Below are 24,552 nucleotides of genomic sequence, written 5' to 3' on the forward strand. Positions count from 1 at the left end.
TTTTCCGTTAGCGCATCACTCCAAAACAACAATCTTCTAGAAAACAGGCAAAAAAAACACTTAGACCGATTCAGGCCTAAGTGTAGCAGATTTTCTTATTCTGTTTTATCTTTTATAAATTCTATTACATCTTCTGCAGTTGCCATAGACAGTAATTTTTCTTTATAAGAAGCCATTTCCTTCTTAGAAAGCTTTGTAATTTGAGTACGAGCTGGCAGAATCGATGTTGCACTCATACTGAACTCGTCTAATCCAAGTCCAATTAAAATTGGAATAGCAATAGAATCTCCAGCCATCTCACCACACATACCTGCCCATTTACCTTCACTATGTGCAGCTTCAATTACGTTGTTTACTAAATTAAGAATCGCTGGGTGATATGGTTGATACAAGTAAGATACTTGTTCATTCATACGGTCAGCAGCCATTGTATATTGAATTAAATCATTTGTACCAATACTGAAGAAATCAACCTCTTTTGCAAATTGTTTTGCAATAACAGCTGTGGAAGGAATTTCAACCATGATTCCAACTTCAATGGAATTAGATACTTCAATTCCTTCATTTTTTAAGTTCTCTTTCTCATCAAGTAAGATTGCTTTTGCTTGACGGAACTCTTCCAGCGATGCGATCATTGGAAACATGATTTTCAAGTTGCCATGCACACTCGCGCGTAACAACGCACGTAACTGTGGACGAAAAACATGTTCATTTTCCAAGCAGAATCGAATTGCTCGGAATCCTAAAAATGGATTTAATTCTTTTGGAAGATCCAAATAAGGCAATTCTTTATCTCCACCAACATCAAGTGTTCGTACAACTACAGGTTTATCTCCCATTTGCTCAAGTACTGATTTATATGCCTTATATTGTTCATCCTCTGATGGAAGTTCACTTTTACCCATGTATAAAAATTCGGTGCGGTAAAGTCCAACCCCTTCGCCACCATTATTAATTACACCAGCTACATCCTCAGGTGTTCCGATATTAGCAACAAGTTCTACTTGTTCCCCGTCAGATGTAAATGTAGGTTCATCTTTCAACTGTGCCCAAATTTCTTTTTGTTTCTCAAAATTGGCTTGTTTGTCACGATAGCTTGATAATTCTTCTTCAGATGGGTTGATAATTACATTCCCGTCAATGCCATCTATGATCAGTAGATCATTTTGTGATATTCTGCTAGTTACATCCTTTGTTCCAACTACTGCTGGAATTTCAAGTGATCTAGCCATAATTGCTGAGTGTGATGTACGGCCACCGATGTCTGTTGCGAATCCTTTTACAAATTCACGATTTAATTGAGCAGTGTCTGATGGAGTTAAATCACTGGCAATGACAACAACTTCCTCATCGATTAACGCTGGATTTGGAAAGTTTACTCCTTGTAAATGTGCCATTACACGTTTTGTTACGTCTTTAATATCTGCTGCACGTTCACGCATATATTCATTATCCATGCTTTCAAACATGCTTATAAACATGTTTGCAGTTTCTTCTAAGGCAGCTTCTGCCATGGATTTATCATTATTAATCTTATCTTTAATTGGATTTATAAGTTCCGGATCACCTAAGACAAGTAAGTGAGCAGAAAAAATCTCTGCATGCTCATCACCTAGTTCTTGTTGTGTATGTGCCTTAATCTTTTCTAATTCTTGTTTAGAAATTTCTAGTGCACTCTCTAACCGTTCCACTTCTTGTTCAGGGTTTTCAACTTCCCTTTTTTCATATGATAAATCTGGTGTAACGAGTTGATATGCTTTTGCAATTGCAATACCAGATGATGCTGCTATTCCTTGGATATTTGTCATGATCGACCAACCCTTCAAAGTATGTTCAAAATTATCGCACGTACTATTCTATACTTATTATTTCAACCAATTCAAGTAATTCCTATCAATGCTACAAAAAGTTCATAATGAAGCCGCTTACTTGTCTAAACATCTACTTATCCACTTATTTACGGCATTATAAACCTCTTCTTTATTTACTTCATTAAGTAATTCGTGATGACCGTTTTCAAAAAGCATGGTCGTGATATTTGTTAGACCTGCCTTTTCATATAAATGTGTAGTTTTCCAAACTCCTTTTCCATAATTACCGACAGGATCTGAATCTCCACAAATTAGTAGTATCGGTAGATCATTACGAATAGTTTTATTCCGTTTATTGTCATGGATGTATTCTAGTCCAGTCATTAAATCAAAAAAGAATCGTGCTGTTGGAATAAATCCGGTGTAGGGATCTGCCATATAATCTTGTACCACTTTCTTATCCCCTGAAAGCCAATCAAAGTTAGTTTTCTTATTTTTTATTTTTCTATTAAAGTTACCAAATGCGAGCTTGTTCATTAATGGTGATTTTTCCTTTGGAGGTAACTTACTTGCAAGTAATTTTCCAGATAGTATACTTGCTCTTGAATAAAAGCCTGTACCTGAAAGGATGACACCGTCAAGCATGTCTCCGTGTTCTTGTATATAATACCGAGTTAAAAAGGATCCCATGCTGTGTCCTAGTAAAAATATAGGTGTATCAGGATAGTCCTTCTTTATCATCTTTGTTATCTCAAATAAGTCATTAGCTGTTTTCTCAAACCCATTTTCGTCGGCAAAATAACCCATTAACCCCTGCCTTTTACCAGTTCTTCCATGTCCCCGATGATCATTACCATAAACAAATATATTTTGCTTTAATAAAAAGCTAGCAGTACTCTTATAACGTTGAATGTGTTCAACCATGCCATGAGAAAGTTGCACAATTGCTTTCGGTTCAATACCTTCTTCGAACCATTTTTCCACATAAATATCTACATTGTCTTCCGTTGTTAACCAAAAGTTTGTTTTCATATTTTTCACCAACTCTTCATGAAATTCTTTTCTTATTTTCATAATAGTAGAAAGTGCGTTTAATAGCGACTAGAATTATCTGAATATGAATGCATTTTAAAAAAAATTCTTGATAATAGAACTAGATTTATGCTAAAGTTAACATTAGTTACTTGTCTGTTTAGCTTTTCTTGATCAGGAGGTGTCGTGGTAACATGACTGGTATAGTAAATGTATTATTAGTGATTGATGCTATTATTATGATTGTTTTCGTATTATTGCAAACTGGAAAAAGTGCAGGTCTATCGGGAGCGATTTCAGGTGGAGCCGAACAATTATTTGGGAAACAAAAAGCTAGAGGAATTGATCTTGTTTTACATCGTGGTACTGTAATAACAGGTGTATTATTCTTTGTACTAGCTTTCCTAAGTGCATACGTATTACAATAAAGATCTAACCCTTATCACAAAATGTGATAAGGGTTTTTTACTGCAAGTATGTTGTAGTATATCGTATAAAGGGTAAAATAGATAATAGCCAAATGAAGGAGATTTACGAAAATGAAGATTAAACTACCAAAACCTTTTACATTTGAAGCAGGCCCAAGGGCGGTATTATTATTGCATGGATTTACTGGTCATTCTGCAGATGTTCGAATGCTCGGGAGATTTTTAGAAAAGAAGGGATATACAAGTCATGCTCCAATCTATCGCGGGCATGGATTACCACCAGAGGAATTAATAAAGTCCAATCCTGATCAATGGTGGGAGGATGTTATGCAAGCATTCCAACATCTAAAGGATCTAGGCTATCAAGAGATCGCAGTTGCTGGTCTTTCACTAGGTGGAGTAATGGGATTAAAACTTGCCTACTCGGAAAATATAAAAGCAATTATACCGATGTGTGCTCCTATGTTTTTCGATAATGAGAAACAGTTAACTATCGGGTTTAAGCAATTTTCGAAGGAATTTAAACAGCTAGAAGAAAAAGATGATTCCACAATCAGTCAAGAAGTAGAATATTTAATGGATAACTCTAAACCAATGTTTACAGCATTAGGGAAGTTAATTACGGAAGTTAAGAATAATATAGATACCATTTATACGCCGACGATGGTTGTTCAAGCACGTCAAGACAAGATGATCAACACAGATAGTGCTACATATATATATGAAAATGTCGAAGCGGATGAAAAGGAAATGAAATGGTATGAAGAATCAGGACATGTTATAACATTGGACAAAGAAAAAGAAAAACTTCATGAAGATATTTACACATTTTTGGAATCATTGAATTGGGAAAAATGATTATCCTTTACCAAAATGTCAACAATAATAGATAGAAGAAAGAAGGTGTAATAAATGAGTAATGAAATGATCAATCAAATTAGGGAGTATTTTCATAATTATGATAGAAAACCCTTAGCAGTTCATGAATTAGAAGAAGAATTAGAAATTGAAGATGCAGTAGATTTTAAAGAAATGGTAAAAGCGTTAAATGAATTAGAGCTTCAAGGTGAATTAGTACGTACGCGGAAGAATCGCTTTGGCTTACCAGAGAAAATGAATTTAATCCGAGGTAAAATTCAGATGCATGCAAAAGGATTCGCTTTCTTAATTCCTGAGGATGAGGATCAAACTGATGTATATATCCATCATTCAGATTTAGCGTCAGCAATGAATAATGATCGAGTTCTTGTACGTATTGAAAAAAGTAATGCTGATGGGAATCGTCCAGAAGGTACTGTGATTCGAATAATAGAACGCGCCGTATCCGAAGTCGTTGGAACATATGAAGATAATAAATCTTTTGGTTTTGTTATTGCTGATGATAAACGAATTCCGAATGATATTTTTATCCCTAAAAGTCAAAATAATGGAGCGGTAAGTGGACATAAGGTCCTTGCTAAGATAACGAAATACCCTGAGGGACGAATGAGTGCTGAGGGTGAGATAACGGAAATTCTTGGCCATAAAAATGACCCAGGCATAGATATTATTTCCATTATTTATAAACACGGTATAAAAATAGATTTTCCTGATGAAGTATTGGAGCAGGCAACACAAACCCCAGATTCCATTCGGGAGGAAGAAATAGCGAATAGACGAGACCTTCGAGATGAAGTAATTGTTACGATTGATGGAGCGGATGCAAAAGACTTAGATGATGCAGTTACTGTGAAGAAACTAGACAACGGTAATTATAAGTTAGGCGTCTACATTGCAGATGTTAGCTATTACGTTAAAGAAGATTCACCGATAGATAAGGAAGCGTTTGAACGTGGAACAAGTGTATACTTAGTTGACCGTGTTATACCAATGATTCCTCATCGCTTATCCAATGGGATCTGCTCATTAAATCCACAAGTGGACAGACTTACACTTGGATGTGAAATGGAGATTGACTCTACTGGTAATGTTGTTAATCATGAGATTTTTCAAAGCGTGATTAAAACGACAGAAAGAATGACGTACAAAGATGTTAATCAAATTTTAGTGGATAAAGATGAATCAGTACGTGAAAGATATCAATCGTTAGTACCGATGTTCGAAGATATGGAGAAACTTGCTGAGATTTTAAGAGGAAAGCGGTTTGGCCGTGGAGCAATTGATTTTGATTTTAAAGAAGCACAAGTCATTGTTGATAAAGATGGAAAAGCGGAGGATGTTGTTATTCGGGAACGTTCGGTGGCCGAAAAACTAATTGAAGAATTTATGCTGGCTGCAAATGAGACAGTTGCGGAACATTTTCATTGGATGGATGTCCCATTCATTCACCGGATTCATGAAGATCCAGATGAAGGAAAATTGCAGCACTTTTTCGAGTTTCTAGCAGGATTAGGTTATCGTGTAAAAGGAACCTCGAATGAAATACATCCGCAAGCCTTGCAAAAAGTACTCGAATCGACAGCAGGAAAGCCGGAAGAAATGATTATCTCTAAACTAATGCTTCGTTCCATGAAGCAAGCTAAATATGATCCACAGGGTATCGGCCATTTTGGTTTGGCAACCGAATTTTACACCCATTTTACTTCGCCAATTCGCCGATATCCGGATCTAATCGTTCATCGTTTAATACGCACGTATTTAATTGAAAAGACGATGGATAAGAAAACAGTTGGCAGTTGGAAGGATAAATTACCAGAAATCGCAAGGCATACGTCAGAGAAAGAGCGAACAGCTGTTGATGCCGAGCGAGATACGGATGATTTGAAAAAAGCAGAATATATGCAAGAACGTATTGGTGAAGAATATACGGGAGTCATTAGTTCTGTTACAAGTTTCGGGTTATTTGTTGAGTTAGAGAATACAATTGAAGGTTTAGTTCATGTAAGTTATTTAACCGATGATTATTATCACTTCGATGAACAACACTATGCCATGATAGGTGAACGAACTGGCAAGGTTTATCGCATAGGTCAGGAAGTAAAAGTAAAGGTAACTTCTGTGAATATGGATGAACATGCCATTGACTTTGAAATGGTTAGTGGGGGCGTATCTGGTGGTATAAATGCGAAAAAAGATAAAAATGATAAAAAAGCCAAAAAGAAGCCTAGCAAAAAAATTAAAGCGAAAAAGAAAAATTAGGCTCATATCCTAAGAAATTTGCATAGACTAATTCTGTATTTTACACATACAGGGTTAGTCTTTTTTATTTTTTAATTATTTTCAATTAATTAAGGTTGCATTTTTGAGATGGATAGAATAAAATATACCTAACCTAAAAAAGTTTCCTTAGGTAAAAACTAATTAACAAGTACAACAAAAAGGAGTATGAAAAAATGTCACATGAAATTATTTTAGCATTTTTGTTTACTTTATTTGCTGGTCTAGCTACTGGCATCGGAAGTTTGCTGGCATTTTTCGCTAAAACTACAAATACACGATTCCTGTCCTTTTCTTTAGGCTTTTCTGCTGGTGTTATGATTTATGTATCTATGGTTGAAATATTTTTTAAGGCACAAGATTCGCTCGTAAGTGAACTAGGAGAACCAGGTGGTAACTGGTTAACAGTCGGTTCTTTTTTTGCAGGGATGCTACTAATTGCATTAATCGATCGCTTTGTACCGAAAAGCTCAAACCCACATGAACCGAAGAAAGTAGAAGATATGAAAAAAAATGGTACGAAGGATCCGGACTTATTAAAAATGGGAGTTTTTACTGCCTTAGCAATTGGGATTCATAATTTCCCTGAGGGTATCGCAACATTTGTATCAACAATCCAGGATCCAACAGTGGGATTAGCGATAGCTATTGCCATAGCGATTCACAACATCCCAGAAGGAATAGCAGTATCTGTTCCAATTTATTATGCAACGGGAAACAAGAAAAAAGCATTTAAGCTATCTTTCCTATCTGGATTAGCTGAGCCAGTCGGTGCGGTTGTGGCATTTTTACTTTTAATGCCATTTTTAACAGAAACTATGTTTGGTGTCATATTTGCAGCAGTAGCTGGGATTATGGTATTTATATCCTTAGATGAATTACTACCAGCTGCTAAAAAGTATGATGAAGCACATCTATCTATTTACGGGTTAATTAGTGGGATGGCAGTTATGGCAGTTAGTTTATTATTGTTAATGTAGTTGATCTCGGTAATGAAAGAGCTGTAGCTTACCGTCATGGTAGGGTGCGGCTTTTTTTGGATAAGTTACTGATGGTGGATCATGTGACACAAGAGCGGGAATATCGAACAGCAGCAGAATCGATCTACACTTGACCATACCGGGATATTTCTAATTGGAATAAACCGAGATATTTGGTAAAATGAAGGTCACGGAAGATGTAGGAGGAAGTTGTATGCCAAAAGGACAGGGAAAAGTCATTGCGCAGAATAAAAAAGCGTCTCATGATTATTTTATAGAGGATACATTTGAAGCGGGAATCGTTTTAAAAGGAACGGAAATAAAATCACTTCGCGCAGGTCGCGTTAACCTGAAGGATTCCCATGCGCGTATTGATCGACGAGGAGAAGTGCAATTAGTTAATTTGCATATATCCGAATACGAACAAGGGAACCGATTTAACCATGATCCTACTCGTTCTCGAAAATTATTACTACACCGAAAACAGATTGATAATTTAATTGGACTTACACAGCAGCAAGGATACGCTCTTGTTCCATTAAAAATATATATTAAAAACGGTTATGCCAAAGTGTTAATTGGACTTGGAAAAGGGAAGAAAAAGTTCGATAAACGTGAAGACTTAAAGAAAAAGCAAATGAAACGAGATATTGATCGTGCAATAAAAGATCAAATGCGGTAATAATAAATAATCCATCAGTAAAAGTTCTCTTTTCCTGGTGGATTTTCATATAAGTAACTTTAGTATGGGAGGTTGTTTTATGAGTGATTTTTTAGATAGTAGAGAAGAGGTACTTGCTTTAACAAAACAGCTTGTTGGAATTAATAGTATCGTTAATACAGAAGGTGAAATGGTTATTGCACATTCTTTATATACATTATTAGCATCCTACCCTTATTTTGCTAACAATCCGCAGCATTTAGTGCTCGAACAAACGACGGATGATTATTATGATCGTTACAACGTTCTAGCTTTTGTAAAAGGGACGAAGAAGCCGAGTAATCGTACGGTGATTTTAATGGGGCACACCGATACAGTTGGTGTTGATGATTTTAACCAACTTCACTTATATGCGTTTCAGCCTGACGAATGGATGGAAATTTTAAAAGAGGAAGATATTCCACAAACTGCTAGGGATCATTTACATTCTGGTGAATGGTTATTTGGTAGAGGTGCACTAGATATGAAAAGTGGACTTTCCAGTCATTTATATTTAATAAAATATTATGCGGAACATCCTGAGGAGTTAGAGGGGAATATCGTACTTGTGGCGGAATGTGATGAAGAGGACAGTTCAAACGGTATTTTGTCCGCATTAACAACATTGAAAAAATGGAAAAAAGAACATCAATTTGAATATGTTGCAGCAATCAATGCCGATTTTGTGGCGCCACGCTATGAAGGAGATCAGAATCGCTACGTATATAAAGGGACCGTTGGGAAATTACTACCATCCTTCTTCATCACTGGAGCAGAAACACATGTTGGGGCAGCTTTTGAAGGGCTAGATCCAAATTTTGTTGCATCGGAATTAACGAAGCAGCTTAGCTATAATGCAGCTCTTTGTAATGAAGCATATGGAGAGGTTACAGTACCTCCCGTTGCCTTAAAACAAATGGACTTGAAGCCAGCTTATGATGTGCAAACAGCTCTATCTGTTTTTTCTTATTATAACTTCTTTATACACTCTTGGTCACCAAAGGATGTATTAGAGTTGTTGAGAAAACAAGCTGAAACTGCTTTTCAACATGCATTACAAACATTTGAAAATCGTTACAAAGAATTTTGTAGCATAAGTGGTCAACGTTTCCAGCCAATTTCATGGAAGCCAAGGGTAATAACATATGAAGAAATGGATGACATGCTGATAAAAGCTCATGGTGACACGTATACCGTTCATATGGATAATTTTAAAAAGGATTTATTACACGTTGATACGTTAGATATCCGAATGTATGCAGCACGAGTTGTGGAAGAAGCATGGAAATGGATGGAGGATAAAAATCCTACTATAATCCTCTTTTATTCGTCCTTGTATTCACCTCGTATCGAAATTACAGGAAAAACTAAGGATGAACAAGTGCTAATAAAAGCATTAGAAAAAGCAGTGGAGGATATACAGCCTAATTATGAACACCCGATTGTAATAAAGAATTTTTATCCTTATATTTCGGATATGAGCTTTCTAGCACTTAGTGATGACGATAAAGATCTTGCACCGGTTGCAGATAACAACCCAAGTTGGGGATCAAAGTTTTTCGTGAATTATCAAGACATACGTGATTTAAATGTGCCTGTGATTAATATTGGACCTTATGGTGTTGATGCCCATAAAAAATTAGAACGCATGGAAATGACGTATTCTCTAGAAGTTGTACCAAACTTGACGAATAAAGTTATCCAGAACGTACTTCACAAAGATTAATTTGGCATAAGCTACCACACCGATGACCTTGATTTTAAATGTCCATGTGTTATAATGATAATTGTCTTGGGAAAAGACATTAACTGAATATAATAGTGCTCGAGATTATCCCAAGCGTTACTCTTTTATGGGGGCGTTACGGATTCGACAGGGGTAGATCGAGCTTAGGTTGCGCGTCGAGGTTACGACTCGTAAAACGTTACTCGCCTAAATATAACTGGCAAAGAAAACAATTACTCTTTAGCAGCTGCGTAAGCACTGTTAAAGGATCCTACCTGTTATTGCCCATGTGGCAGATTGTAGGGTCTCAACTTTAGTGGGCTATACGGTCATCCGCCGTCTGAGGATGAGCGTTGAAATGAATCAGACTAGCTGCCTCGAAGCCTGTTGGTAGGCCTAGGGACTAGTGAATGACAATATACCAACTACACGTGTAGAAGCCTGAGTGACGATATCTCTGGACGTGGGTTCGATTCCCACCGTCTCCACCAATACATATCAAACGTTGGTATAACACTGTTTTGATTTTGGTGGTAACATTTTTACTTTAAATTGATAAATTTCAGCTATTTAGAAGTCGTCTTCCATTTGGAGCACGGCTTCTTTTTCTGTGCTTGGATAGAAATTACTGTAAATACTTGACTTCATAGGCAGTTGTTAGGGATTATTTTGAAGGATACGATTGAGGAGAAAATGGATTATTGAGGTTGTTTCCGGCGACGGACTGACTATAGGAACATTATTTTCTTGGAAAACAGCAAAAATTCTTTTGAAAAATGTTGCAGGTCCAGTAGCATTTGCAGCTAACGCATACGCACTATCTATGTGGGTATACCATTTTAATGAATTAGTTAATGGTTATAATGCACTAAAAAATAGATATTAAGGAGAGAGAGATTAAGTGAGACGAATAACGATTAGCGTATTATGGATTAGTATTGTAGTATGTACATTTTTATTAATATCATTACTAAATTTTCAATGGGGTCCGTTATTTATATTTATTCTTTTTTTTATGGGGCTCGTTGTTATAGGTGGTATTGCTACGTTAATCAAAGCTGAGAAAGCGGCTCACATCCCATTATTACTCGGTATATTTTTACTATGTTGCTTGTGTACAGCATTAGAAATTAATCATTTTTTTCTGATTAGCTTCTTGTTCTTCATAGGTTTAATGATTTACTTTATTAGTTTTGCAACAGTTCGAAAATAAACATGATTAGAAATCTGAAGTGATATCAAAAATATAAAAAAAAGCTTGTTGGCTGGCATAAATTCGACACTGTAACGGATCTCATGCCAGCCTTATTTGATTTATTCTACATGCATATATCCACTCCTTAATTGAGTAGTTTTCTGAGAAAACTTTTGCTCGATTAAGGAGTAAATCATATACTCATATAGGTTTCCGAGTTAACTTAGTTTTTCCCCGTTTTATTTAAAGGCGTTATGGGCCCAAAAGAAGGATACAAACTTATTAATTTCAATTAAGCATTTGACATATTATGATTTTTCATGACTGTAAAGGTAAGAAATGATATAATAAGAACGATTGTTCTTGTTGAGGTGGAAACAATGTATGAGAGAGGGATCCATCAAATGGACAACGATGATGATGCCAGAACACATGAAGCTCAGTGCGTGAACATAGAAGATAGAACACAGTGTAACTGTATTGGATGTTTTATTACAGTGTTCAACCCACTTTTCGGAACACCTCGGACAAGTATTAAAGAGTTCTATTTTTTTAATATGGTTCATTATCTAATTTTTTTTTGCTTAATTATTCCTAATGCAATAGGAATAAACGCACTCAGTATTGCTAATGGTAGAAACCATATTCCCAATCCATTTCCCCAGCCTAAAGCAATAGAAACAGATTCAAATAAGATTAAAGAAAAGATGATTAGACATATATTTTTTAATTTATTGAGCATTTTTCGGCTTAGTAAATAAAACGCCTTAGCATTCTCTTTATTTAATCGCTCTGGATAATTATGTGATTCTGGAAATTTTTCTAACAATTGCATTAAAACTGCAATAAATGCACCTACTATCGGCAAAATAAGAAGTTCCATTTTTGAACCCCAACGATCAACTTCACCCAAAGCGTTGTAATGTGCTGGAACTTCATCAGGAAGCCCATTCCAAACGTAGATTAAAAAGATCAATGAGCCTAAATAGAATGAATAACCAATAATATCCCAGATCCACTCACTCATTGTTTTTGGTATTTTTATCTTAGGTCGTTTCCAAGAATTTGACATCTCCTTCAGCTCCTTACTTTTCCCAAAATACTTCCTAAAATGATTTTTCAATTGTTCCTTATAAACAAATATAATTACTCAAAACAACAGCTATTCTTCATACGATTGGCGGGAAAAATGGATTCAAATTTTTCATTTTTTCACTAATTTTTTATTAAGAACGAAGCAGGTATCTAAAATCAGACAGTTGTACCTGATTTTTTTAAAATCGTTGAATTACCCACTATGTCGTGATACGATATACAGTAAGTAGTAATACGATGTAGAAGGAGAGAGTGCACCAAATGAGAAAAACTGAATTGTTAAAAGGAAGTACGAGTATTATTCTGTTATCGTTACTTTCGGAAAAAGAAATGTACGGCTATGAAATCACCGAGAAAGTTCACCAGGTAAGTGAAGGGTATTTGAGTTATAAGGAAGGAACGTTATATCCAGCTTTAAAGCGACTCGAGTTAGCTGGTTTGGTAGAGAGCTATTGGCAAAAATCAAGTGATGGTCCGCGCCGGAAATATTACCGAATTACCACTGCAGGAAAAAAGTCACTATCTGATCAAAAGCAGGAGTGGGGTCTGTTTCAAAAAGTCATGCATCGAATTGTGGGTAATGTAAATGTCTAAACAAGTATCGATTAAAGAGTTTGATAGCTATATTAAGAAAATCACTAAAGAATTACGCCTAGACGAAATAGAAAAGAAAGAACTAGAGGAAGAATGGAAGCAGCATCTATATGATCATTATAGTTCACTTCGCAGGGACAATGTAGATGAAAAAGAAGCAATTGAAGCTGTGATTGACCAATTTGGTCCAGTTAAAATGTTGCAGGAAGAAGTAAATCAGACATACCCAAGCTCCATGAAAAACCATCTATTTAAAGAGGTACTCATCGGAATTATCTGCATAGTTGCAAGTATTATCGGACCAGGGATACTAATTGGAGCATACTTTCAACCATATTTTATTGTTGCACCAATCCAAGCTTTAGTAGTCGCTTATTTTATCCATAGATTTATTATAAAAAAACAAACCTATTGGATGTTTTCCATCATTGGATTCATCCCTATTTACGTCATATTCTTGCAATTTCTAGCTCAAATGTATGGCTCGCCATTAACATTAGAGCTTTACCTCAGTGAAATCTTCAGCTTAGATTGGAATCGTTTAGCAGGATTAAACGGACTCTATGAATTCCCTACGCTACATATGTTCTGGTACATCATTTTGTTAGCTCAATTGGTCAGTGGAAACAATTATGTTTCTGTTTGGAAGCGAATGTGTAATGTTACATTTCATTACTGGGCGATGCTTTTAATTGCTTTAGTTATTGCTAGATTTCAATCGAGTGCTGAGTGGTCTGTAATATCGATGAATGTTATTCTTTTGTATGCCTTTTTACAGCAAGTTATCTCCAATCAACAATTCATTCAATGGAAAGAAAAGATCAATCGATTAGTTGCGAAATCAAGGAAGGAGGAAAATTGAATCGACTTAAAAAGAGTTATTTTCCTTTATTGTAATCGTGATCGTTGCTTTGCAATTCGTAATTAAATTATAGGGGGGTTAGTATTATAAAAAAAATATTAGGAATTTCAGCAGTTATTATAGGAATGATCATCTTACTTTCTTTTATGGTTGGGAATTACTTTGACCTTCAAATATCTTGGCAAAGAGCGTCAGAGGATGTACTTAAACTCCAAATAATGATGACATTGTGGGCATTTCTATTTGGTATATTGATGGAATGGAAAGGCTTAGTAGAACTTATCGAGAGAAGGGTTAAACTTAATTGGAAACTCCTTATACCAACAGTTGTATTGTCAGTTATTATATTTATACCAAACATCTATTGGGTGAAATGGTATGGAATATCACAGGATTTGTACCCTAACATCTTCTTATTGCCTGAAACAAATATGATTTTATCAGTTTTAGCAGGGACAATGTTTGTTCGTTCTTTTGTGAAAAAATAAAGTAGAGATTTATATAGGGTATGTTTTAAGTTTTATTTATTGTTTGGATGATTTTTCAGGATAATCGAAAACAGAAAAAAATTTCATGATCCGTAACAAGAAAAGACAGAATAAGAAAAAGAAGAAGAAAGAAAAATCGAAACAGATAAATACAAGAAAATGGTCCTCTAGGTAGAATCGGCTACGGAGGAATGTAACACTTGCGTTATTGAATTATCACAATAGTTAAACAAGGTGATTACCATGGTCTCCTTTTTCAATTACAAATAACATAAACTTTCGTAATATTATGTTATTATTGAAATAATTATTTACCTAGCAGTGCAGAATTGTTGAATAAAGGAGAGGGGATTAAGTGGAAAAACACACTAATGTAGTGTATCGAGAAACACAACGACCACGACAAATTTTGTGGTGGGTGTTGATTTTATTACCAGCTACTTTCATGTGGTACTGGTTCATTCAGCAGATTATTAATGGTGTTCCAGTTGGGAATAAACCTGCCCCAGATGTGGTCACAATTATTTTTTGGGCGATTTTTGGAATTGTTTTCCCAGTATTTATGCTAGGATTATCAAAGCTTATAATCGAAGTTCTCAATGATGGGCTTTATATACGTTTTGTACCTTTTCATTTTAAATATAAACAGTATCTCTTTAAAGATATCCGTCATTATGAAAGTATCACTTACAGCCCGCTAAAACGTTTTGGAGGTTGGGGAACACGAATAAATTTTAAAGGGGAAATGGTTTATAACATCAATGGAAAGAAAGGTATAGAGTTAAGGTTGAGAAATAATACAGTGGTAGTTGGCACTCGAAAACCTGATGAATTAAAAAAAGCATTGGAATTAGTACAAAGAACACAATGAAAATTATTCTCCAATAACTGGGGGCAAGAGTTAAAGAAGTACATTAGGGATCTTTATTCTATGGATCTCTTGGATTATTAAAAAGTTTTAAGGGAGAGAGAGTCTACATGGGAATTAGAATAATAGTAGGAATTGTTGCGGGTGGATTACTTGGTTTTATAAGTAGTCTAATTATAGGAAGTGCTTTAGGCGCACCAGATAGTACTGCAGTTATTGCTACCTATTTCGGAGTGCTTTCGGGTTTATTGGTTTGTTTGATTATAGAAGTTAATAAACTACATAATGTAAATAAAGGAAATGAGTGATTGTATATTGATAATTAACAATAGGGTGTGATTGTTCAAAAGGAGTAGTTGATTTTCGCTAATGAAGCAGATTAGTACAAAAATGTTGTATTGATTATAAATGAAACATTTTGATTAAAAATACGTAGAACTTTAGTAGAGTATGTTACTTTTTAATAATAGTTTGGGGGGATTGCAATGAATAGAAAACTAAAAAAATCATCAACCGATAAGGCTTTAACTGGAGTATGCGGAGGGATTGCCGAATATTTTGGTATTTCCTCGTTAGGCGTAAGACTTACTTTTATTTTTCTACCTGTTAATTTGATAATTTATTTAATCCTTGCAGTGACACTTCCTGATAGTCCTCCATCATTGTAAAGAACAACTTTGTTACCAATTTTCATTAACTGGCTTAAAAGTTAAAGATTCATAAACCGATCGCCAACTTTTGTCAATAATGCTAACCTGAAACAAGACATTGAAAACTATTTTGGAAGTTCTATAAACCAACAAGCTACCAAAAGTAGCTTGCTAGTTATTACACGTTTAATTTTGGCATTTGTGTAGATGGTTTAATGTATTTTGTTAGTAGCCAACGTGAGATTGGTCCAACAATTAGTAACTGCGATGGAAGCGCCACGATAAAATTTAGACCAACTGTTTTAAGGTATGCTGAGAAAATTGAACCTTCAATTCCTGTCATTAAAGCCGTTAAAATAAGTCCGTATACTGACATAATAAGAACCATTATAGGTACCATACAAAAAGCAATCGCCACAATAAAGTTGATTTCTTTCGATTTATCATAAGATAGTGATAATGCAAATTTACGAGCTTTCGGTTCAACTAATGACTCTGCGATAAAAGCGACGATAAATGTTATGGTAAATTGAATCACTATACTTCCTACTGTAAACGATGAAAATCCGTGTAAAGCTGTGTTGTAAACTGTCATAATAAGTACCATTCCAAAACACATAAAAATTCCAAATATAATACCTTCTTTTTTATTACTAGGCAAATAAAAACTCCCTTTCTTTAGAGCATAAAGGTAATTATATATCCCTAGATCTTTTTACATAAGTGACATTTTTGTGAATTTCACCTTAAGTTAGTTTAAGTTTTGACGTAATTCGCTTGACTAATTGAAATGCATAGCCTCGTTGATATTATCTGAGTCTGTAAGAAGTTTGCTTCAACTATAGGGTGATAGAGTGAAAAAAGGAGTAAGAGAATACATTTCCATTATGGTTTCGTGATAATGACAATTTCTTTTTATGGTGGAAGATATCGAGATGTTGAAAACTTTTGAAACAAATAGACTAATCTTACGAGAACGAACTTTGGAAGACATTGAGTCATGTATTGAAATGGATCGTGATCCGGAGGTTGTAAAATATATCCCTGAGATAGCAAACCTTGTAGTCGGGTCTTCAACTAACGAAGAAGAGCATAGGAAATTTGTTAAAGAAAGAATTATAACTGAATACCCAAAAGGAATGGGATACTGGACTATAGAAAAAAAGGGGGAGAATAAAGATTTCATTGGATGGATAATGTTAATTCCTATTAATATGGTTGGACCTGAAATAGAGGTTGGGTGGAGGTTAAGACGTAAATATTGGGGAAAGGGTTATGCAACTGAAGCTGCAAATGAAATTTTACGTTATGCTTTTGATATCCTTAAAATAAAAGAGTTAGTGGCTGATATTCATCATTTGAATAAGGGTTCTAGGAGAGTTGCTGAAAAAATAGGTCTTATTAATAAAGATATGCTTAAAAATAATACCAATAATCATATTAGGTACTCTATCTGTAAGGATTAGTCCCAACATTAAAGAGGAGAGTTATGTATGAATCAAAAAGATTTTGCTTTTATAGCGTTACGAATTTTTGCTTGTTATCTCTTCATAAAATCATTCATGGATGTATCACATATTGTTAATTATTATGTATTACCTATGTACTATGAGGATTTGCAAGAGCTTGCTCAATCCAATGTTATCAATTTGATTCTTGTCCTAGGTCCAGTTTTGGTCCAGATTTTGATAAGTATAGTTGTCTGGTTATATGCTGAGAAGTTTAGTCGTTTTGTTATTCCGAAATATAAAGAAATAAAAATCAAAGAAGAATCTAATCAAAACGAATTTTCATTAACCGCCCATCAGTTTCAAGTGGCTGCAGTTTCAATTGTTGGTCTTGTTTTTATCGTATATACCCTCCCAACATTTTTCTCTTTGGCACAAAGCTGGATAAGTCTCAAAGAAGTAGGAGTGGGTTTTGATACGACCGAAATGAAGAGAGAATTATTGTTTGCCTTTTTAGAGAAATTACTCCGATTGATATTGGGGATTGTTCTATTTTTCGGCAGCAAAGGTATTGTTGGATTACTAAGGAGAATTCGTGAATTTTAGTTTTAACTTAGAGTTCCATTCCATGAATAAATTATTTTATGGGGGTATTACATATGGATAATGCATTGTGGATAATTAGTTTAATCTTTTTTATAGTTATATTCGCTGGTACAATGGAAGTATTTTCCGTAAGTGAAAGGCAATTAGATGAATATTGGATAATGTAGATGAAAAATTAAATATACTATTGAAAAGGTGCCACAGTGTTAGTTTACCAGCTTGAAAGTTTTTTGAATGGAAGGGGAAAGAGAAAATTAGACCCTTCAAAAAAACGAGTACTACAGTTAAATAAGGTGATCATTGATCGGTTATTCAATAATGATTTTGGAATATAATGTTAGTATTGAAGTGTGGAGTTATTTAGCTAAAATGGCAGAATAGTATAAAAAAGGAGGGTGATTTCAATTAGAAATACATCGAAGTTTTTAGGTATAATTGGAGGGTTTTCCAGCATGATTTTATGGATGGTCCTTCATTTTTATAATCCGTATGTAAACCTAAATGAAATCGGACCAATGGGTAGCACATTTTTTATGTTATTTCTTCCTGCTTGTTTAGCAATCATTTCATCTTTAACAACTAAACAATGGTTAATGTTATTCGCTATTTTGTGGTCATTGCCATTCAGTTTATATTTCGTCCTTACACCAGGGATTTTTGCTTTGTTCGGAATAACTTGGATTACTTACTTAGTTAGTTTTCTTTTTATGAAATTACCCAAGAGCAAAAAAGTATTAGAGTAGCAATTCTTTTAATAAATGACACAGACAGCATGGAGAATAGTAAATCGAGTCTTCTCATTAGTTAACAGAAATTTTGAGAAGACTCTTTTTTGGCTTTTATATAATAATAAAACTTTTCCGTGAAAATAGTACCTTTAATCTTTCAACCGTATCACTAGTCCATTCATCAAATAAGAACCTGACTGAACTTTTATCCTTAGGTCATGTAAATTTTCCGAAATGATATTTATCATTTTTAATAAGTGATGTCCATAACTACTAATTAATCTCCCATTTATTTACGATAAAAACATCTTAAAAAAAGAGGAGATTTGATTTATGAAAAGAAGTATTATAATTGGATGTTATGTTGGAACTATTGCTGGTATTGCAGGAATAATGACGGTCTATTTAATTGGTATATTTACAGCACTTTGGTTTGATCAGTTGACTTGGATTTCTATCGGAATGGCGGCAATTGTAGCGAATATTGCTGGGGCATTAATTTACACAAAATGGTTTCGGTCTACCAATAAACCAAGAATTTACTACATCATTCTTGTTATGGGAATTACTTTGTTGATGACAGTTAATGATGTTTTAAACCCACCAGCAATGGATTTTGGGATTGTCGCGCATCCTTTGCATATTGTCGTCGCATTATTTTCGGTTTGGTTAGTACCTAAATGGCTGAAACCGAAAAAAACAGCACTTACATGATAAGTTCAGTATTGGATTAATTCTTTTTTAGCAACAATTCCATGATAGTTTAGTCATATATTAATTTTCGGGGAAGCGGTATAAATGAGAACACAATTGTTAATTAAACATTCGAAGGAAACAGCCTTACTGGGGCTGTTGATCCTTCCGGTTAGTTATTTATTTTTCATGCCTGTGGAGCCAGGTTATCTGGTATTATTCTTAATCCTCGGGATCAGCTACTACAAAAGTCTTGCAGATGATAAGTTTCGGATCGTATATATTATTGTCCAGCTAGGAACTGTGGCAATTATAGGTGCATTTTATACACCTTGGAGTTTATGTTTAGGTTTTTATCCAGCAATTGTGACTGGATTGCTTGACTCCTATCGTATAATCACACGGATCATGCTATCCATGACAATCTTCTATGCAGGAGCAATCTCTCTATATTATATGCTATCGTTGGACGAATTTCAGCCATATTGGATCCCAGTTGTCCTTTCATTGTATGTAATCCCTTATGTAATAAGGGCGTTATATCGGTCCTGGGAAACGAGTATGAAACTTAATAGAGCTAATAAGGAGATTGAGCGACTTGTGAAAAATGCCGAACGTCAACGTATTGCGCGGGATTTGCATGACACTTTAGGGCAAACATTGTCCATGATTACCGTGAAAAGTGAGCTTGTGGAACGCTTAATCCCTACAGATAAGGAACAGGCAATGGCAGAAGTTCGAGAGGTTCAAACTATTTCACGCTCAATTTTGCTTCAAGTCCGGGAGCTGGTTAGTGATATGCAATCTATTAATATTGAAGATGAACTCAAACATGCTGTGTCAATTCTTCATACTGCTGGAATACGATTTATTCATGAAAAAAATCCCTCAACCAGTATAGACTCTACTATTGAGCATATTCTCGGGATGTGTCTTCGTGAATGCATTACCAATGTCGTCAACCACAGTAATGCTGAAACATGCACTATCAGTCTGCAGGAATTTCAAGAGGAGTACGTGCTTGTTGTCAAAGATGATGGTAAAGGGATGAATAAAGAGAATACGAGATTCGATGAATTCGGTAATGGAGTACTGGGAATGAGAGATCGTTTATTATTAATTGAAGGGAAAATCAATTATGAGTCCAGTCTATCGCAGGGAACTAAAGTAACAATCACTGTTCCAAAAAAGTGAATTTCTTAGGATAGGGGAGATTATATGCTTATCGTTATAGCAGAAGATCAGGGAATGCTCCGAGGCGCAATCAGTAAATTGTTGGCTATGGAAGTGGATATTGAAATTGCTGGAGAAACTGATAATGGTAAAGAAGCATTGCAACTAATCCAACAGCATAAACCAGACATTGCCCTTTTGGATATAGAAATGCCTTTATTAAGTGGTTTGGAAGTAGCAGAAAGGTTAAAATCCGAGGGAAGTGAATGTAAGGTTGTAATTGTTACCACCTTTGCACGAAGCGGGTATTTGCAACAGGCTGTGAAAGCTGGAGTCCGGGGGTATTTGCTAAAAGATGCACCGGTATCAGAACTTGCTGAATCACTTCGAAAGATTCAATCAGGAAAGCGGTTCTTCAGTCCGCACCTGACCTTCTCAATGATGGAAGAAATAAATCCACTCACTGAACGGGAAACTGAAATCCTTAGTTGTTTGCAAGCAGGCGATTCTGTGAAAGATATCAGTTCTAAACTATATTTATCACCCGGAACCATCCGTAATTATATATCTGAAGTTATTCAGAAACTCGAAGCAAAAAATCGTATTGACGCCGTCTCCATAGCCGAAAATAAAGGTTGGCTGAAATAAATTACGTATTTATAGTTTTTGCGAGACTAAACGGATATTGTTAAACCGGATGAAGAGGGCGCATTTTGGAAAATCATTCCATTCATCTATTGAATTTTATTCCCTAGAACCTTGCAATTAGTTAATATTTACTTTGTTCAATTAAAGAGCGAATTGCGGACGAACGTCTATATAAACAACTTACTGATATATAAGGGTCTCAGAATGAAACTTTCCATTTTGGAAAGTTTCTTTTTCTATTCTACCAATGAATCACCTTCTCCTATTTGGTTTTTCTATAGGGCAATATTGTCAATCACCCGGGTATTTCCTTTCCGTCCAAAACAGTGTTGGTGAAAAAAGGGACACTGAGATGAGGGTGAATTCCCAGAGTAGAAAACCGATGACATTCTTTCTGTTTCTTTTGGGACCTAGCATTCATTAAAAGTTATAGGTTTTAGATTAATATCTTGTTTTCTATTCATGAAATTCACCACTTTGAAGCGCTGTCTCAAATTAGACCCGCGTTAGTAAAAATTCTGTCGTCTTTTTTTTGTAAACAAAGTCATGATTGCAAAGTAATGGTCATTCTACTAAATAACAGATTTAAGACGGCATAACTTGTGATGAAAAATGCTTTTTATCTTTGTCTAAAATTTCAAGGACATTTGCATAACAACATTAATATAATAAAATACAATAATATTTTATTGTGAAACGATAAATATCGTGTTAATATCAAATAAGAAATAAATTAGTGAGGTGCTTTTTATGAAACGAGGATCAACATTGTTTTTAAAAATAGCAGTTGTTATTATTGGAACTCCAATTCTTGCTTTGTGTATATTTTTGTTGCCTCAGATAGCGAATGAAGCAATTGAAGCAGCGGAAAGGGGTTCAGAGTTGGCATATATGGTATTTGGCATCTTAAGTATTATGTATTTATCGACGATACCGTTTTACGTAGCATTATATCAAGCATTTAGACTATTAAGCTATATTGACAAGAACCTAGCTTTCTCTGGATTATCTGTAAGAGCGCTAAAAAATATAAAAAATTGTGCAATCACAATTAGTTGCTTGTATGTGGTGGCTTTACCATTCGTCTATATCATAGCAGAGTGGGATGACGCACCAGGGCTCGTATTAATCGGAATGGTTATTAGTGGTGCTTCAATGGTTATCGCAATCTTTGCTGCTGTTCTCCAAAGACTTTTGGAAGAAGCGATTAATATAAAATCAGAAAATGATTTAACGGTCTGAGGTGAGTAACATGGCGATTATAATCAATATTGATGTGATGTTGGCTAAAAGGAAAATGAGTGTAACTGAACTTTCGGATAGAGTTGGAATAACAATGGCTAACCTTTCTATATTGAAAAATGGAAAGGCAAAAGCCATTCGATTATCAACTTTAGAATCGATTTGTAAGGCGTTGGATTGTCAACCGGGGGATATTTTAGAATACCGAAGCGATGAAGACGCTCAAGATTAATAAAAAGGAATATGTAACATTGAAAGGAAAGAACAGATTGCTTTTACTTATTTCATTAAAGGGAAGTTACTCATGAATTTTACCAATCAAAAATGGAGGAACAAGTCATGAGAGCACTAAAACAACTCATTCGTTTTGGTTGGGAGCAGGCCTTATCATGTTTGTTTCCTGTCGTTATTTTTGCATCTTTGGCTCTTACACAATTCATACCACTACCTTTCTTACCACGGTATGACTGGCTACTCATCATCTGTCTTCTGATGCAGTGGTGGATGGTAAGATCTGGACTTGAAACACGGGATGAACTAAAGGTGATCACGTTGTTTCACCTTATCGGACTTGCTCTTGAATTATTTAAAGTACATATGGGCTCCTGGTCTTATCCAGAGGAAGGATATTTCAAAATTTTTGGAGTGCCTTTGTATAGCGGATTCATGTACGCAAGTGTAGCGAGTTATCTTTGTCAGGCGTGGAGGAGGTTAAAGGTTGAACTGGTTAAGTGGCCGCCGTTTTTGGTAGTAGTGCCTCTAGCAACTGCCATTTATTTGAATTTTTTCACCCACCATTATTGGATTGATGTGCGTTGGTGGTTATCTGGACTTGTCCTGATCGTCTTTTGGCAATCATGGGTCACATACGAGGTTAATGGAACTCGTTACCGAATGCCACTTGCCATTTCTTTTGTACTTATCGGATTTTTTATATGGATAGCCGAAAATATCACAACGTTCTTTGGAGCTTGGGAATATCCGAATCAAACCGATGCGTGGAGTCTTGTTCATTTAGGAAAGGTTAGTTCATGGCTTTTATTAGTGATTGTTAGCTTTCTTATAGTCTCGACGTTAAAGCAGGTTAAGGGGAAAAATTCCACTAGTATAGATGCTAGTCAATATTTGATAACTTATAAGAACCCTCGGAAAAAGGCATGAATTCTTTTTGGATTCATGCCTTTTAACTTTACATTCGCAGTCCGTACGTCGCTAAACGGGGTCTTGCGCCTTTGATCTTGTTTTGTCCTCGTCAAATCTTATTGAAAAACATTTACCCTTCAGAAGCCTTCCATACTACCACAGTTAATAAGACACTCCAACTTTCAAATAAGTGACATTTCAATTACAAGTGGACATAGAATGTTACAATTCCCTAGCTATTAATATGTTGTCAATACTATTTTTATGGAATGTATTACCGTTAAGTGAATTTAATTCCAAATTATTTATGTCTAGTATTTTTCTATATTTTTTAATAGGTCAAGGTTTTAATAATCTGGAAGATGTTATGAAAGACTCAAAACATTGATAATGGAAAATTCATCCAAAATTATTACAAAAAACACGTGCTATGATGTGAATGTAAGTTGATTTACAAACTTGTAGCGAAAAGGAGAGGAATTTTTCAATGTTTAAGAAGATTGGAATGGTTACAGCTATATCAGCAGCTTTTATTTTTGGAGCGGCTTTTGATACAGCTAATGCCGAATCAAATAATTCGTTTAACCATAATGTCTACTATTCTTTTAATGGAGAAAATAGTAGTTTAAATGGGGAAAAAGCACAAACACAAATCAATGATCTAATCAATCAATTGTTGGAAAAATATCATATAGATTGGAAAGAATTTAATCAGAAGCAAGAACAAAAAGAAGAACCTGCACAAAAAGAAAAGTCTGAGCAAAATGAACAGTCTGTAAAAGACCCGGACGTCAAGGAGCCATCTGAAGAACAAGAAACAGAACAAGAAACAGAACAAGAAACAGAAGCTGACGAAAGCCAATCGCAAGAATCTGAACTTAGTCAATTTGAACAGGAAGTAGTGGGCCTAACTAATCAAGAAAGAGAGAAAAATGGCTTAGCCCCACTGAAAATTGATACGGAATTAAGTAAAGTAGCTAGAGAAAAATCACGTGATATGGCAACAAACAATTACTTTAATCATAATAGTCCAAAATATGGTTCACCATTTGACATGATGAAAAGCCATGGAATAACTTACCGTACTGCAGGTGAGAATATTGCCAAAGGTCAACGCTCTCCTGAAGAAGTTGTGAATGCATGGATGAACAGTGAAGGGCACCGTGCAAACATTTTAAATGAGAACTTTACGCATATTGGTGTAGGGCATGTTGAACAAGGAAACCACTGGACACAACAATTTATTGGGAAGTAATTTTGATGCATGAAGAGGTTAGCATAAATTG

At 35.1% G+C, this 24,552-nt stretch carries 28 protein-coding genes and 1 other RNA gene; 25 read left to right on the forward strand and 4 right to left on the reverse strand.

The annotated features are described in order from the left end of the window. Window positions 1–95: 95 nt before the first annotated feature. Entirely contained in the window at window positions 96–1,808 is a 1,713-nt protein-coding gene (ptsP, locus tag ACFSTA_RS15320) for a phosphoenolpyruvate--protein phosphotransferase (protein ID WP_377557664.1), read from the reverse strand. A gap of 117 nt (window positions 1,809–1,925) precedes the next feature. Next, complete coding sequence (locus ACFSTA_RS15325) at window positions 1,926–2,843, reverse strand: alpha/beta hydrolase (RefSeq protein WP_377557665.1); 918 nt, start codon at window positions 2,841–2,843, stop codon at window positions 1,926–1,928. Between the two features lie 194 nt (window positions 2,844–3,037). On the opposite strand from ACFSTA_RS15325, the gene secG reads away from it, so the two are divergent. The 9 genes from secG to ACFSTA_RS15370 all read left to right on the forward strand — a co-directional run bounded on the left by secG (window position 3,038) and on the right by ACFSTA_RS15370 (window position 11,046). Further along, window positions 3,038–3,271 (forward strand): preprotein translocase subunit SecG, encoded by a 234-nt coding sequence (gene secG / locus ACFSTA_RS15330; RefSeq protein WP_377557666.1) that lies wholly within the window; start codon window positions 3,038–3,040, stop codon window positions 3,269–3,271. 111 nt (window positions 3,272–3,382) lie between these two features. Beyond that, entirely contained in the window at window positions 3,383–4,129 is a 747-nt protein-coding gene (locus ACFSTA_RS15335; RefSeq protein ID WP_377557667.1) for an alpha/beta hydrolase, read from the forward strand. Window positions 4,130–4,183: 54 nt separating this feature from the next. Then, window positions 4,184–6,409 carry a ribonuclease R gene (gene rnr, locus ACFSTA_RS15340; protein ID WP_377557668.1) on the forward strand — a complete coding sequence of 742 codons (2,226 nt, stop codon included), beginning with the start codon at window positions 4,184–4,186 and terminating at the stop codon, window positions 6,407–6,409. Window positions 6,410–6,603: 194 nt separating this feature from the next. Further along, a complete protein-coding gene (zupT, locus tag ACFSTA_RS15345; RefSeq protein ID WP_377557670.1) occupies window positions 6,604–7,407 on the forward strand; it encodes a zinc transporter ZupT in 804 nt (267 codons plus the stop codon). Window positions 7,408–7,621: 214 nt separating this feature from the next. Beyond that, entirely contained in the window at window positions 7,622–8,089 is a 468-nt protein-coding gene (gene smpB / locus ACFSTA_RS15350) for an SsrA-binding protein SmpB (protein ID WP_377557671.1), read from the forward strand. Between the two features lie 79 nt (window positions 8,090–8,168). Continuing rightward, window positions 8,169–9,833 carry a M20/M25/M40 family metallo-hydrolase gene (locus ACFSTA_RS15355; RefSeq protein ID WP_377557673.1) on the forward strand — a complete coding sequence of 555 codons (1,665 nt, stop codon included), beginning with the start codon at window positions 8,169–8,171 and terminating at the stop codon, window positions 9,831–9,833. Window positions 9,834–9,962: 129 nt separating this feature from the next. Then, window positions 9,963–10,324: a transfer-messenger RNA gene (ssrA, locus tag ACFSTA_RS15360) on the forward strand. Between the two features lie 191 nt (window positions 10,325–10,515). Then, on the forward strand, window positions 10,516–10,719 hold the full coding sequence (locus ACFSTA_RS15365) for a hypothetical protein (protein WP_377557674.1): 204 nt from the start codon (window positions 10,516–10,518) through the stop codon (window positions 10,717–10,719). 15 nt (window positions 10,720–10,734) lie between these two features. Continuing rightward, window positions 10,735–11,046, forward strand: coding sequence for a hypothetical protein (locus ACFSTA_RS15370; protein WP_377557675.1), 312 nt, complete (start codon window positions 10,735–10,737; stop codon window positions 11,044–11,046). Window positions 11,047–11,593: 547 nt separating this feature from the next. On the opposite strand, the gene ACFSTA_RS15375 is transcribed toward ACFSTA_RS15370, so the two are convergent. Further along, window positions 11,594–12,100, reverse strand: a complete 507-nt coding sequence (locus ACFSTA_RS15375) for a DUF1648 domain-containing protein (RefSeq protein ID WP_377557677.1) — start codon at window positions 12,098–12,100, stop codon at window positions 11,594–11,596. 284 nt (window positions 12,101–12,384) lie between these two features. Between ACFSTA_RS15375 and ACFSTA_RS15380 the strand changes: the two genes are divergently transcribed. From ACFSTA_RS15380 to ACFSTA_RS15405, 6 genes are all read left to right on the forward strand, one after another. Further along, window positions 12,385–12,717, forward strand: a complete 333-nt coding sequence (locus ACFSTA_RS15380) for a PadR family transcriptional regulator (protein ID WP_377557678.1) — start codon at window positions 12,385–12,387, stop codon at window positions 12,715–12,717. After that, complete coding sequence (locus ACFSTA_RS15385; protein ID WP_377557679.1) at window positions 12,710–13,579, forward strand: permease prefix domain 1-containing protein; 870 nt, start codon at window positions 12,710–12,712, stop codon at window positions 13,577–13,579. Before ACFSTA_RS15380 ends, ACFSTA_RS15385 begins: the two co-directional genes overlap by 8 nt. Window positions 13,580–13,704: 125 nt before the next feature. Continuing rightward, window positions 13,705–14,067 carry a hypothetical protein gene (locus ACFSTA_RS15390; RefSeq protein WP_377557680.1) on the forward strand — a complete coding sequence of 121 codons (363 nt, stop codon included), beginning with the start codon at window positions 13,705–13,707 and terminating at the stop codon, window positions 14,065–14,067. A 355-nt stretch (window positions 14,068–14,422) separates the two neighbouring features. After that, window positions 14,423–14,938 (forward strand): DUF6141 family protein, encoded by a 516-nt coding sequence (locus ACFSTA_RS15395; RefSeq protein ID WP_377557681.1) that lies wholly within the window; start codon window positions 14,423–14,425, stop codon window positions 14,936–14,938. Between the two features lie 107 nt (window positions 14,939–15,045). Then, on the forward strand, window positions 15,046–15,243 hold the full coding sequence (locus ACFSTA_RS15400; RefSeq protein WP_377557682.1) for a hypothetical protein: 198 nt from the start codon (window positions 15,046–15,048) through the stop codon (window positions 15,241–15,243). Between the two features lie 177 nt (window positions 15,244–15,420). Beyond that, window positions 15,421–15,603 (forward strand): PspC domain-containing protein, encoded by a 183-nt coding sequence (locus ACFSTA_RS15405; RefSeq protein ID WP_377557683.1) that lies wholly within the window; start codon window positions 15,421–15,423, stop codon window positions 15,601–15,603. Between the two features lie 160 nt (window positions 15,604–15,763). Here ACFSTA_RS15405 and ACFSTA_RS15410 read toward each other — a convergent pair whose 3' ends face one another. Next, a complete protein-coding gene (locus tag ACFSTA_RS15410) occupies window positions 15,764–16,246 on the reverse strand; it encodes a DUF2798 domain-containing protein (protein ID WP_377557684.1) in 483 nt (160 codons plus the stop codon). Window positions 16,247–16,520: 274 nt separating this feature from the next. Here ACFSTA_RS15410 and ACFSTA_RS15415 point away from each other — a divergent pair, with 274 nt between their 5' ends. The 10 genes from ACFSTA_RS15415 (at window position 16,521) to ACFSTA_RS15460 (ending at window position 24,521) form a co-directional block, all read left to right on the forward strand. Then, on the forward strand, window positions 16,521–17,051 hold the full coding sequence (locus ACFSTA_RS15415; RefSeq protein ID WP_377557685.1) for a GNAT family N-acetyltransferase: 531 nt from the start codon (window positions 16,521–16,523) through the stop codon (window positions 17,049–17,051). Between the two features lie 27 nt (window positions 17,052–17,078). Further along, window positions 17,079–17,639, forward strand: a complete 561-nt coding sequence (locus ACFSTA_RS15420; protein WP_377557686.1) for a hypothetical protein — start codon at window positions 17,079–17,081, stop codon at window positions 17,637–17,639. 452 nt (window positions 17,640–18,091) lie between these two features. After that, window positions 18,092–18,382 carry a hypothetical protein gene (locus tag ACFSTA_RS15425; RefSeq protein ID WP_377557687.1) on the forward strand — a complete coding sequence of 97 codons (291 nt, stop codon included), beginning with the start codon at window positions 18,092–18,094 and terminating at the stop codon, window positions 18,380–18,382. A 318-nt stretch (window positions 18,383–18,700) separates the two neighbouring features. Beyond that, window positions 18,701–19,081, forward strand: a complete 381-nt coding sequence (locus tag ACFSTA_RS15430) for a hypothetical protein (protein WP_377557688.1) — start codon at window positions 18,701–18,703, stop codon at window positions 19,079–19,081. Window positions 19,082–19,165: 84 nt separating this feature from the next. Further along, window positions 19,166–20,254, forward strand: coding sequence for a sensor histidine kinase (locus ACFSTA_RS15435; RefSeq protein ID WP_377557690.1), 1,089 nt, complete (start codon window positions 19,166–19,168; stop codon window positions 20,252–20,254). A gap of 24 nt (window positions 20,255–20,278) precedes the next feature. Then, complete coding sequence (locus tag ACFSTA_RS15440; RefSeq protein ID WP_377557691.1) at window positions 20,279–20,881, forward strand: response regulator transcription factor; 603 nt, start codon at window positions 20,279–20,281, stop codon at window positions 20,879–20,881. 750 nt (window positions 20,882–21,631) lie between these two features. After that, entirely contained in the window at window positions 21,632–22,123 is a 492-nt protein-coding gene (locus ACFSTA_RS15445) for a DUF2975 domain-containing protein (RefSeq protein ID WP_377557692.1), read from the forward strand. 10 nt (window positions 22,124–22,133) lie between these two features. After that, entirely contained in the window at window positions 22,134–22,355 is a 222-nt protein-coding gene (locus tag ACFSTA_RS15450) for a helix-turn-helix domain-containing protein (protein WP_377557693.1), read from the forward strand. 107 nt (window positions 22,356–22,462) lie between these two features. After that, window positions 22,463–23,284: a DUF817 domain-containing protein gene (locus ACFSTA_RS15455; protein ID WP_377557694.1), complete on the forward strand. Its 822-nt coding sequence runs from the start codon at window positions 22,463–22,465 to the stop codon at window positions 23,282–23,284. Between the two features lie 469 nt (window positions 23,285–23,753). Continuing rightward, a complete protein-coding gene (locus ACFSTA_RS15460; RefSeq protein WP_377557695.1) occupies window positions 23,754–24,521 on the forward strand; it encodes a CAP domain-containing protein in 768 nt (255 codons plus the stop codon). The last annotated feature ends 31 nt before the right edge of the window (window positions 24,522–24,552 follow it).

Source organism: Ornithinibacillus salinisoli (genome assembly GCF_042684965.1).
Taxonomy (GTDB): Bacteria; Bacillota; Bacilli; order Bacillales; family Amphibacillaceae; genus Ornithinibacillus; species Ornithinibacillus salinisoli.

Bases quoted from the DNA above. Each gene is read 5' to 3' on its own strand.
- ptsP (WP_377557664.1), bottom strand. From the start codon at position 1,808: ATGACAAATATCCAAGGAATAGCAGCATCATCTGGTATTGCAATTGCA.
- ACFSTA_RS15325 (WP_377557665.1), bottom strand. From the start codon at position 2,843: ATGAAAACAAACTTTTGGTTAACAACGGAAGACAATGTAGATATTTAT.
- secG (WP_377557666.1), top strand. From the start codon at position 3,038: ATGACTGGTATAGTAAATGTATTATTAGTGATTGATGCTATTATTATG.
- ACFSTA_RS15335 (WP_377557667.1), top strand. From the start codon at position 3,383: ATGAAGATTAAACTACCAAAACCTTTTACATTTGAAGCAGGCCCAAGG.
- rnr (WP_377557668.1), top strand. From the start codon at position 4,184: ATGAGTAATGAAATGATCAATCAAATTAGGGAGTATTTTCATAATTAT.
- zupT (WP_377557670.1), top strand. From the start codon at position 6,604: ATGTCACATGAAATTATTTTAGCATTTTTGTTTACTTTATTTGCTGGT.
- smpB (WP_377557671.1), top strand. From the start codon at position 7,622: ATGCCAAAAGGACAGGGAAAAGTCATTGCGCAGAATAAAAAAGCGTCT.
- ACFSTA_RS15355 (WP_377557673.1), top strand. From the start codon at position 8,169: ATGAGTGATTTTTTAGATAGTAGAGAAGAGGTACTTGCTTTAACAAAA.
- ACFSTA_RS15375 (WP_377557677.1), bottom strand. From the start codon at position 12,100: ATGTCAAATTCTTGGAAACGACCTAAGATAAAAATACCAAAAACAATG.
- ACFSTA_RS15380 (WP_377557678.1), top strand. From the start codon at position 12,385: ATGAGAAAAACTGAATTGTTAAAAGGAAGTACGAGTATTATTCTGTTA.
- ACFSTA_RS15385 (WP_377557679.1), top strand. From the start codon at position 12,710: ATGTCTAAACAAGTATCGATTAAAGAGTTTGATAGCTATATTAAGAAA.
- ACFSTA_RS15390 (WP_377557680.1), top strand. From the start codon at position 13,705: ATGATCATCTTACTTTCTTTTATGGTTGGGAATTACTTTGACCTTCAA.
- ACFSTA_RS15400 (WP_377557682.1), top strand. From the start codon at position 15,046: ATGGGAATTAGAATAATAGTAGGAATTGTTGCGGGTGGATTACTTGGT.
- ACFSTA_RS15405 (WP_377557683.1), top strand. From the start codon at position 15,421: ATGAATAGAAAACTAAAAAAATCATCAACCGATAAGGCTTTAACTGGA.
- ACFSTA_RS15415 (WP_377557685.1), top strand. From the start codon at position 16,521: ATGTTGAAAACTTTTGAAACAAATAGACTAATCTTACGAGAACGAACT.
- ACFSTA_RS15420 (WP_377557686.1), top strand. From the start codon at position 17,079: ATGAATCAAAAAGATTTTGCTTTTATAGCGTTACGAATTTTTGCTTGT.
- ACFSTA_RS15425 (WP_377557687.1), top strand. From the start codon at position 18,092: ATGATTTTATGGATGGTCCTTCATTTTTATAATCCGTATGTAAACCTA.
- ACFSTA_RS15430 (WP_377557688.1), top strand. From the start codon at position 18,701: ATGAAAAGAAGTATTATAATTGGATGTTATGTTGGAACTATTGCTGGT.
- ACFSTA_RS15435 (WP_377557690.1), top strand. From the start codon at position 19,166: ATGAGAACACAATTGTTAATTAAACATTCGAAGGAAACAGCCTTACTG.
- ACFSTA_RS15440 (WP_377557691.1), top strand. From the start codon at position 20,279: ATGCTTATCGTTATAGCAGAAGATCAGGGAATGCTCCGAGGCGCAATC.
- ACFSTA_RS15445 (WP_377557692.1), top strand. From the start codon at position 21,632: ATGAAACGAGGATCAACATTGTTTTTAAAAATAGCAGTTGTTATTATT.
- ACFSTA_RS15450 (WP_377557693.1), top strand. From the start codon at position 22,134: ATGGCGATTATAATCAATATTGATGTGATGTTGGCTAAAAGGAAAATG.
- ACFSTA_RS15455 (WP_377557694.1), top strand. From the start codon at position 22,463: ATGAGAGCACTAAAACAACTCATTCGTTTTGGTTGGGAGCAGGCCTTA.
- ACFSTA_RS15460 (WP_377557695.1), top strand. From the start codon at position 23,754: ATGTTTAAGAAGATTGGAATGGTTACAGCTATATCAGCAGCTTTTATT.